The organism is Anaerobiospirillum succiniciproducens DSM 6400 (assembly GCF_000482845.1).
Classification (GTDB): Bacteria; Pseudomonadota; Gammaproteobacteria; order Enterobacterales; family Succinivibrionaceae; genus Anaerobiospirillum; species Anaerobiospirillum succiniciproducens.
Window position 1 is genome coordinate 1 of sequence record NZ_AXWV01000096.1, and the last position, 10,630, is coordinate 10,630.

Annotated in this window: 5 protein-coding genes; 4 read left to right on the forward strand and 1 reads right to left on the reverse strand. The window is 43.8% G+C overall.

What is annotated here, in order from left to right:
- On the reverse strand, positions 1 to 186 hold a 186-nt coding region (locus H524_RS17635), incomplete at its 3' end, for a hypothetical protein (RefSeq protein WP_044122126.1).
- 250 nt (positions 187 to 436) lie between these two features.
- On the opposite strand from H524_RS17635, the gene H524_RS0110960 reads away from it, so the two are divergent.
- The 4 genes from H524_RS0110960 (at position 437) to H524_RS15540 (ending at position 10,479) form a co-directional block, all read left to right on the forward strand.
- Positions 437 to 2,110 carry a flagellar hook protein FlgE gene (locus tag H524_RS0110960; RefSeq protein WP_027940249.1) on the forward strand — a complete coding sequence of 558 codons (1,674 nt, stop codon included), beginning with the start codon at positions 437 to 439 and terminating at the stop codon, positions 2,108 to 2,110.
- Positions 2,111 to 2,928: 818 nt separating this feature from the next.
- Entirely contained in the window at positions 2,929 to 4,839 is a 1,911-nt protein-coding gene (gene parE, locus H524_RS0110965; protein ID WP_027940250.1) for a DNA topoisomerase IV subunit B, read from the forward strand.
- A 609-nt stretch (positions 4,840 to 5,448) separates the two neighbouring features.
- Positions 5,449 to 6,585 carry a flagellar biosynthesis protein FlhB gene (flhB, locus tag H524_RS0110970; protein WP_027940251.1) on the forward strand — a complete coding sequence of 379 codons (1,137 nt, stop codon included), beginning with the start codon at positions 5,449 to 5,451 and terminating at the stop codon, positions 6,583 to 6,585.
- Positions 6,586 to 7,923: 1,338 nt separating this feature from the next.
- A complete protein-coding gene (locus H524_RS15540; RefSeq protein ID WP_084281763.1) occupies positions 7,924 to 10,479 on the forward strand; it encodes a glycogen/starch/alpha-glucan phosphorylase in 2,556 nt (851 codons plus the stop codon).
- Positions 10,480 to 10,630: the final 151 nt, after the last annotated feature.

Genomic DNA, 10,630 nt, shown 5'->3' on the forward strand with positions numbered 1-10,630 from the left:
ATCGCTTACATTTGACTGTTGCTTTCTAAAGGCTTTCAGGTTGTCCTCGATATAACCACGCAAACTTTCAAAGTCGAAGTTTTGGTCGAGTGCTAGCAGAATAGGTTCATTTGCTAGTATTTCCTCTCTGGAAGATGGAATAAGTTTAGTTGCATTTGGGTGATTAAAAATGTATACTGTTGACATGTTTTTGTTATCCTTGGGGTAATGTTTTTTGTTTGTTATTAATGATGTATTATATCATTGTACCCCAAGGTTTTCAAGCAAAATATCACGCCTCCGCCTGATATATATCATGTTTTTGATTTATAGAAGTTCCCATAAAAAAGTAAAATGTATGGCATTGTGTTTGCTATGTACACTTTATGTTTTGCAAGTCAGGCCTTAGCAGCTGTTGGTGGCAAAATCTAATACATATGATTAGGAGCGAATGTATATGTTCGGTACATCTGTCAGCGGTATTAAGAACTCACAAAAGCATATTGATGTGACTTCCAACAATATCTCCAATACCAATTCATACGGCTTTAAGAAGTCGCGCGCCGAGTTTGCTGACGTGTACGCCAATAGCGTCTTCACTAACTCCAAGACTAATGCCGGCATGGGCGTGCAAAACACTGTAGTATCACAGCAGTTTGTGCAGGGTGCGCTCTCTGGAGATACTGGCAATCCTCTGGATATGGCCATTCAGGGCAACGGTTTCTTTGTACTTGAAGGCCCTGGCTCTGATGCTCAGACCTTTACCCGTAACGGTGCTTTCCAGATCAATAAGGAAGGCTTTGTAGTTACCGCCATGGGTGATTTCCTGCAAGGTTGGGATGTAAATCCAGATGGTACTACCACCTCATTAGACCTTAGCAACACCCACAACATCAAGCTGCCAGCTGACACCGGCGCACCTCAGATGTCTACCAACATCTCCATCGGTGTCAACCTCCCAGCCGATAAAGACCCAGTCAAGCCAAACCAGCCAGCAACAACCGATCCTTGGTCAGGTAATCCTTGGCCGGCAAATGTGCCTGTAAATGAGTCACAGGGTATTTTTCGTGGCCCAGCTGGTGGCGCTAATCCAGACCCTAATGCCGCAAATTTTATCCAGTACTACACTGACTTTGATCCAAAGGATGCTAGTACTTATCAGGCATCCACCTCTCAGACTATTCATGACTCTTTAGGTCGTGCCCATACTCTGACTTACTACATGATCAAGACCGGCCCTGATGCTAAAGGCTCTAACAACACTAACTGGACAGTTATCCCATACGTAGACGGTCATCCTGTCGATGTAAAAGGTAAGGGCTTAGGCAATGGCATTTCATACAAAGATAATCCTGTTTGTCTAACTGTAAACGGAAAATCAACCATTGCAGGATCTAATCTTTTTGGTTTCCAAGTTAAGTTTGGTCCAAATGGTGAAGTCTTAGAACAATATCCAGCAAAAGTCGAGCTCGTAAATCCAGCTGATGCAGCGAATGCAAATAAGAAGATACCTGGAAGCTTGAGACATGCGCTTTTTGGTAATCCTAATGCAGCCACTGCTCCTGATAATACCGGTGTAATTGCCGATTTTGGTCAAAATGTTACTGATCAAACCTTTAAGAAAGACGGTCAGGCAGGTTGCGACGGTACTTTACATACAGCATTAGGTCAGGGCATTGAGCCAACACAGATGCTCAATATTCAGTTTGCAGCTAGTCAGTACGGCTCATCAAACTTCTCTGTAAGCCAGGCTCCTACCAATGATGGCTATGCTACTGGTATTCTTATCGGTATGTCTGTCGATGAGAACGGTATTATTCAGTGTGAGTACTCCAATGGCCAGGTAAAGAAGATTGCCAAGGTGGCAATGGCGGACTTTGCCAATACCCAAGGCTTGATTAAGATTGGTGATACACAGTGGAAGCAGTCCAACTCCTCAGGTGAGGCTATTGCCAAGGAAGCAAACTCAGGCTCATGTGGCTCCATTAAGGGCTCAAACCTTGAGCTTTCTAACGTAGACCTTACTAATGAGCTTGTAGAGCTGATTACTGCGCAGCGTAACTATCAAGCTAATGCACAGTCTCTACAGACTCAGAACACTGTAATGGATAGCATCCTGAATATACGATAAAATTAAGCTTTCATTTCCAACATGACTTAACGCCGGGCTCTGCCCGGCGTTTTTGATTGGGAATGTCTAACTTGCTTTAAAAGCTGGTATTATTGCTAGATAATGGCATAGTTATCATCATGATATGGTTTTGATAACTCAAAACTTGAATTGAAAAGTGTAGGGCTATATAATCTGCCTCGGCTCTTGCGGCCGGTAGTAATTATTTCTGTGACAGCCTTTGAGCTATATATATACAGACTTCCATGCGAAGTGACTTAGGTCCCTTACACCGCGTTCACAAGAGCCTCACGTCTTATCCTTATACCTGCAGTAATCTGCTCAGATTACTCATTTCCTGCCTAGTTTCGACTTTCCACTAAACTTCTTACTAAGCTAAACATTGAAAATCTCTTATACGCTAAGATTACATTTTTCATAAACGTAAGATGACCTTCTTATAAGGCATGTGTATCTTTAGCTAAGATTACTCTGTACATTAATGATGCATTTGTCAGTAGCTCAAGTTAGCTTTGAGATGGTCTTCAAGCTATTTTTTCCCACTTTGCACATCTTTGCCTTAAAGTGGGTTTAGCATGACGTGCATTTAAGAGCCCATTAGAAAGATAGCACTCCTTATATAAGGATGATAGCTTTAAGCTAGATGATGTTTTATGTGATGGACTGTGTGTAGTGCATCTTATGCTGATAGTTTTTGGCTTGCAGTCATCTTTGTGCTATCTTTGCTCTCCTAGTTTTTATGTCATCAAATAAGTCGATTGCCTTGTTGCTTTGCTTAATTTGATGATCTTGATGTCTTTATAGGATTTTCTGTCGGTATGGCAAAAGCAGAATCAACTTATGACGGCTCCTCGATTGAGGTGCTTGAAGGTCTTGAGCCTGTACGTCGCAGACCAGGTATGTATACCGATACAACCAGCCCAAATCACTTGGGCATGGAAGTTATCGATAACTCTGTTGACGAGGCCTTAGCAGGTCATGCCTCCCATATAGAGGTTGTACTTCATGATGATGAATCATTGGAGGTTACCGATAATGGTCGTGGTATGCCTGTTGATATGCATCCTACTGAAAAGGTTCCTGCAGTTGAGCTTATCTTTGCCAAGCTGCACGCTGGCGGTAAGTTCAATAAAGAAAACTACGGCTTCTCAGGTGGCTTGCATGGTGTAGGTGTGAGCGTGGTTAACGCACTGTCTACCCGTCTTGAAGCCAAGATTCAGCGTGAGGGCAAGGTCTGGTTTATTGCCTATGAAAATGGCTATAAGGTAGAAGATCTGCATAGCATTGGTACTTGCAACAAGAAAGATACTGGTACTTCTATTCGTTTCTGGCCTGATGCTAAGTACTTTGATAATGGCCACTTTGTCTTTAAGAGCTTAATGCATCTTTTAAAGGCAAAGGCTGTGTTATGCCCAAATCTCTCAGTACATTTTGTTAATGAGAAGACCGGTGAAGAGTTTACTTGGACTCATGAGGGCTCTTTAGGTAATTACCTGTTAAATCAGTGTGATGGCCGTAAGATTCTGCCTGCGCCTCCATACTCAGAGGTAGTGAAGGCAGACGACTCTGAAGTAGCCTTTGCAGTTACTTGGGAGCTTGAACATGCTGAGCCAGTACGCGAGTCATTCGTAAACCTAATTCCAACTGCTGAGGGTGGCACCCACGTTAATGGCTTAAGAGTAGGTTTACTCTCTGCTATGAGAGAGTTTTGCGATTTACATAATCTGCTGCCACGTGGTCTTAAGCTTACTGCAGATGATATTTGGATTGGCTGTTCTTTTGTTCTGTCAATTAAGATTCGCGATCCGCAGTTTGCTGGTCAGACTAAAGAGAAGCTCTCTTCTCGTGAGTGTGCTCAATTAGTCGATAACGCGGTTAAAGATCGTTTTTCCTTATATCTCAACTCCAATGTTGAGGCAGCAACAGCTTTAGCTAATCGTGTTATTAGTAACGCTAAGTCTCGAGAGGCTTCATCAAAGGTAGTAGAGCGTAAGAAGGCTACCCGTGGTCCTCAGCTGCCTGGTAAGTTAGTAGATTGCACCTCAACCGATCCTTCACGCTCAGAGCTCTTTATTGTAGAGGGTAACTCTGCAGGTGGTTCTGCTCGTCAAGCTCGTGATGCAACTTTCCAGGCTATTTTGCCGCTGCGTGGCAAGATCTTAAATACTTGGGAAGTATCGGGCTCTCGTGCTTTAGCTTCACAAGAAGTGCATGATATTTCAGTAGCGATCGGATTAGAGCCAGACTCTGATGACTTAAAGGGCCTGCGCTATAACAAGATTTGTATTCTTGCTGATGCTGATTCAGACGGTCTGCACATCGGTACCTTACTGTGCGCCTTGTTCGTGCGTCACTTTACTAAGTTAGTTCAAGAAGGTCACGTCTATGTGGCATGCCCTCCTCTTTTCCGTATCGACTGCGGTAAAGATAAGGCCTATGCCTTAGATGAAGCTGAGCTTGAGCAAAAGCAAAAGCTATTTTTACGTCGTGGTGCTAAGCCAGAATCAATTAAGATTCAGCGCTTCAAAGGTTTAGGTGAGATGAACCCAGAGCAGCTCCATGAGACCACCTTAGCTCCTCAGTCACGTCGCCTTATTAAGCTGACCTTAGATGAAGAGAACCAAGAGGAAACCTTTGGTCTTATGGACATGTTGCTTGCATCTAAGCGTTCTGACGATCGCCGTCAGTGGCTTGAGGCTAATGGCAACCGTGCTGATCTCTTAGACTAAGCACCAAAAGATATTAAGACGTGCAAATGTTCTTAAGCACTTAGTCTTCAAGCAAAAGCCTAGCTTTCTAAACATGAAAGCTAGGCTTTTTTGCTTTTATGGGCGATAAGTTATGGATAAGTTGCGCTAGCAAAAACTACACTAAGGGCGGAGCAATGATACAGGCTCTTTTTGTTCTTATGATGGGCAAAATGGTGCATAGCAGTAAATACATGTGCTTGCCTAGGTGATATTTGTCTAGTTTGCGCTTACATCAGGTGGTAATAAGAGAACAAAATTTGTAGAATTGCGTGGATGAGTACACATTGATCGCATCAAACACGAGCTTGCTGTTTTGTCTGCAAGGCTTGAGGCGCTTTATAGATAGCGTCTGCTTGCGATCGTATGAATCACCTTTAGTGCCAGTACTATGGATGCGTCCATAGTATTCCTAGCCTAGGTCAGTTAAAGCCCACCTTATTACAGCACTGCACGTAAATTGAGATCTCAAATCTTGCAGTAGTACTCATCAATATAGGTAATCTGGTGTCTTGTCATGCTTGTGCGTGATGAGTACGACGTTATACGTCTTGGTCTTTAGTTGTCCTTAGCAATGACAGAGGAGATGAAATGGCCGAGTCGTCCGACGGACAGGAGAAGACCGAAGAGCCAACCGGTAAACGAATATCGGATGCGCGTAAAAAAGGTCAGCTCCCACGATCGAGAGAGGCAGGAACATTCTTTGTGCTGCTCTCAGGCGTAGCTTCCATTTGGCTGGTATCTCCTTTCTTAGGTGAAGGAATGACCACCTTGATGAAGCATTCCTTTACTTTAACTAAGTCTCAAGCATTTGATACTTATGAAATGGGACGTGTGTTCTTCCAGGACATTGTGCTCGTCGCCATTCCTTTGCTTGCGATCTGTTTTTCGATGCTCGTTGCAGCATTCATTGGCAATATCATGATTGGTGGCATGAACTTCTCCACAGAAGCAATGATGCCAAAGCCAGACAAGCTCAACCCAATCAATGGATTCAAACGAATCTTTTCGATGAACTCGATAGTTGAGCTCATTAAGAGTATTGCTAAAGTAGCCTGTATCGGTTCGATTTGTTATTTCTTGATTAGTGGTCGTATCAACGAAATCTTGCGTCTTTCATACATTGATGTATTTGCCGCAGTACGTGATGCGATGAATATTCTCTTCATCTTCATGGTGATCATCGTGAGCGCCATGATTCCGATCATTATGATCGATGTGCCGTTCCAGTATTGGCAATATCGTCAGCAGTTACGTATGACCAAGCAGGAACTCAAGGATGAAATGAAAGAGACTGAGGGTAACCCTCAGATTAAGAGCCGTATGAAGCGTATGCAGTACGAAATGGCTGCACGACGCATGATGTCCAAGGTTCCAACTGCAGACGTGGTTGTTACAAACCCAACTCACTATGCGGTAGCTCTTTCTTATGATCCTAATGGCGAATTAGCACCAGTAGTTGTAGCTAAGGGTGTTGATGAGGTTGCAGAGAAGATCAAAGAGATTGCTCGCGAGTACAAGATTCCAGTTATGCAGCTGCCGCCTTTAGCTCGTTCTTTGTACTACACCACCGACTTAGACAGAGAAATTCCACGTGGTCTGTTCCAAGCTGTGGCACAAGTATTAGCATGGGTTATGGGTACTAAAGCTTATAACGAAGGCAAGGCTCCTAATCGACCTCGAGATCTTGATAAAGATCTGCCAATTCCAGATGAACTTAAGTTCTAGGAAAACTTGGATCTTGCAAAAAAAGGCCCTGTAGATACGTTCTACGGGGCTTTTTCATTTTTAGTCTATAAAAATGTCAAAATTAGATAGATCTTAAGATCTGCTCAAAAAATCAAAATGAGCTCATCTTTCGATTATGCCATAGTTAAGATCATGGCGAGGGTTGGTGTGGCCTCTACACTTTCATCTTGCTTGGTGGCTACGGTGGATCTGTTTTGGCTTGATCTCGTCATATTTTGCTCTGATGTGGGTAAATAATGTTGGGTATAGTGATTGTAGAAAATGTATTGTGTTAGCTTATGCTAACTTAATGGTAGGTGGGATGACGTGGGTAGCAAGAGTGTGATCTGCCTTGTAAATCATGATGTAACTTGTGCTGAATTTTGGTGAAAAGTACGTGTATTTGCACTTGTTGTAAGCAACAGCACATCTTTTACAGAAGCTATGTGCTACAATCCTAGCTAGGCGTTATATATGCCTGATATGAATTATTTTTGTATTGGTATACAAATTATTCAGTTGGTAAACATACCTACAAGCACATGCATGGTGGGTGCAAAAGCCTAGGTTGCTTTTTTACTGATTGACCACGCTTTAATAGCGCTTTGGTAGCTTTTACTAAAGCTTTATCAAGGTTTGAACAATCAGACAAAGCTTGGGAGTCTATGTAGGTGTTTCTTTGCTGCGTTAGCTTTGGCTATTGCTCAATGACTCTTATGTAGTTTTGCCATTCAAACAAGATAGCAATAAAAGCTATCTACTCATCTATGCACTCAAGTGTTCATACTCCCATAAGGTGTTTTTATGAAGCTTGAGACACTCTCCTTTGTGTGCTCAAAGACGTGTTTACTAAGACGAGCGTAATCGTACTTTCTAAAGTATTCACGCGTTGCACAGAACCATAGTGCATTAATAAATCTATACCCGATCCTGATGGAATCATGGTTTGATAGCTTGATTGCTTCAACTTATGGCGCTCATGCACCTGAGTGATATTCCGTTAGGCAACGCCATGCAATAAAAGGTAAGTCTGGTGCCAAGTTTATCTTGGTCAACTATGCACGGCGAGCTCTTAGTAGGGTGATATGTCTCGCACTGACCTTAAAGTTTGACGAGGCAGCCGACTTACTTGCTTTTGTTGTAAGGCAGGTTTGCGGTATAGATAGTTTTGCACAGGACTCTGTACACGCTATGTGTGTTGTAAAGCTTATCTAAGTTTTTACTTAAAGCTATTTAAAACAACATACTTGAGGACTAGTTTAGTCACAAGAAAACTTGGAGTGGTTTTATTACTCTCGTTTGTCCTCATATGCCGTAATCAATCTTTCGGAGGATTAAATGGCAAGCAAGCATTCTAAGAAGACTGCTAACACCACTGCAAAGGCCCCTGTGGCTGATGCAGTAAATACTGCTGCAGAGTGCTCATGCACTAATGACTTATTCCACCCAACAGTAGAGCAATTTAAAGACTCTATTACTACGCACTTAAGAAGATCTATTGGTACTTCTGAGAAGAAGGCATCTCCTTTAGCTTGGTGGCAGGCTGTGGTTTATGCAGTAAACGAGCTCGTATTTGAGCGTTTAACTCAGACCCAGTTCACCCACGCATCTAACGATACCCGTGCTGTTAACTACCTGTCAGCTGAGTTCTTAATGGGCCGTCTGACTGTTAACAACATGTGCAACCTCGAAGTTTACGATACCTGTAAGAAAGCTTTAGCTGAGCTTGGTATCGATATCAACGAGCTGTGCGATGAAGAGCCAGATATGGCATTAGGTAACGGTGGTTTAGGTCGTCTTGCTGCCTGCTATATTGACTCTTTAGCTACCTTAAAGTACCCATCTATCGGCTACGGTCTGCACTATGAGAACGGTCTGTTCCGTCAGGAAATCCGTGGTGGTCGCCAGGTTGAGCGTCCTGATTCATGGCGTGAGTACGGCTGTCCATGGGAAGTTTGCCGTCCTGAGTCTACCCAGGAAATCCCTGTAGGCGGTTACGTTGAGGTTCAGACTGCTCCTGATGGTACTGAGCAGAAAGTATGGCACCCTGCTCACATGATTAAGGGTGTACCTTGGGATATCCCTGTTGTAGGTTTCCGTGGCGCATCTGTTACCGTATTACGTCTGTGGGAATCTCGTGCAACTGAGCAGTTCAACTGGGACGTTTTCAACGCTGGCGGTTACGTAGACGCACAGGAAGAAAAAGCTCAGTGCGAGACCATCTCTAAGGTTCTCTATCCTAACGACTCTACTGAAGCAGGTAAGATGCTGCGTTTAACTCAGCAGTACTTCTTCTGTGCATGTTCCTTAAAGGACATTCTGCGTCGTTACAATCGTGCTCACCACCACGACTATTCTTCATTTGCAAGCAAGATTGCTATTCAGCTTAACGATACTCACCCAACTATTGCTGTTCCTGAGTTAATGCGTCTGCTCATTGATGAGGAAGGCTTATCATGGGATGCAGCATGGAAGATCGTAACTGAGGTATTTGCTTACACCAACCACACTCTGCTGCCTGAGGCATTAGAGAAGTGGCCTGTATATCTCTTTGAGCGTCTCCTGCCACGTCACTTAGAGATCATCTACGAAATCAATGCTCACTTCTTAGACGGTGAAGTTGAGCGTATGTGGCCAGGTGATAACGAAAAGCGTGCTAAGCTCTCTATTATCGAGGAAGGCCCATGCCGCATGGTTCGTATGGCTAACCTGTGCGTTATCGCATCCCGTCGCGTTAACGGCGTAGCTGAGATTCACTCTAAGCTCGTTCGTGAGCAGCTCTTCCCAGAGTTTGCTGCTATTTGGCCAGATCGTTTCTGCAACGTAACTAACGGTGTTACCCCACGTCGTTGGTTATTAGCATGTAACCCAGGCTTAGCTGAGCTCTACAACGAGGTTTCTGGTAAGGATTGGCCTCTGCACCTTGAGTCTTGCGCTAAGATGCGTCCATACGCTGACAACGCAGACTTCCGCAAGCGCTTCATGGATGTTAAGCATGCAAACAAGGTTGCTTTAGCTGCTGAAATCAAGAAGCTGTGTGGTGTTGATGTTGACCCTAACGCTCTGTTTGACGTTCAGGTTAAGCGTCTGCACGAGTACAAGCGTCAGCACTTAAACCTCTTATACATCTTAAGCTTATACAACGAGCTGCTCGCTGATCCGGCTAAGACCATCGTTCCTCAAGTCTTCATCTTCGGCGCTAAGGCTGCTCCTGCTTACACTCTTGCTAAGGACATTATTTACGCAATCAACAAGATTGGTGAGCGTATTAACAATGACCACCGCATCCGTAACCAGCTTAAGGTTGTCTTCATTCCTAACTACCGTGTAAGCTTAGCTGAGAAGATCATTCCAGCTGCTGACATCTCCGAGCAGATCTCTACTGCTGGTTATGAGGCTTCTGGTACTTCTAACATGAAGTTCTCCATGAATGGTGCCTTAACCTTAGGTACCATGGACGGTGCAAACATCGAAATCGTTGCTGAGGCCGGTGTTGAGAACAACTTCATCTTCGGTCTGTCAGTTGAAGAGGTTCAAGAGCTCAAGGCACGTGGTTACAACCCATGGGATTACTACAATGCCGATCCAGTTCTTAAGTCAGCTTTAGACTGGTTAGACACTGACTACTTCACCCCAGGTCAGGCCGGTGCCTTATCCTCCATCAAGCGTTCACTGTTAGATCACGGTGATCCATTCTTAGTACTTGCTGACTTCGCCTCATACCGCGATGCTCACAAGCGCGTAGAAGAGATGTACAAGGACAAGGAGCGTTGGGCACGCGCTGCTATCATCAACTCTGCATCTATGGGCAAGTTCTCATCAGATCGCTCCATCGAGGACTATGTACACAACATTTGGTCCTTAAAGAGCTTTGACGTTGCTGAGCACAAGTAATTAAGCTAAAGCTTAGTTCAATAACAAGGTAGAGCCCATCTCTACCTTACAAAAGGTCTTGTCTCACTTAACATGCTTGAGACAAGGCCTTTTTGCTTTTGAAAGATTGCATAATCCCATAGCAAAATATGACTTTCTAAAGATTGCATAA

What these genes read in the sequence shown, in the direction of transcription:
- H524_RS0110960 (WP_027940249.1), top strand. Translation starts at nt 437, where the DNA reads ATGTTCGGTACATCTGTCAGCGGTATTAAGAACTCACAAAAGCATATT.
- parE (WP_027940250.1), top strand. Translation starts at nt 2,929, where the DNA reads ATGGCAAAAGCAGAATCAACTTATGACGGCTCCTCGATTGAGGTGCTT.
- flhB (WP_027940251.1), top strand. Translation starts at nt 5,449, where the DNA reads ATGGCCGAGTCGTCCGACGGACAGGAGAAGACCGAAGAGCCAACCGGT.
- H524_RS15540 (WP_084281763.1), top strand. Translation starts at nt 7,924, where the DNA reads ATGGCAAGCAAGCATTCTAAGAAGACTGCTAACACCACTGCAAAGGCC.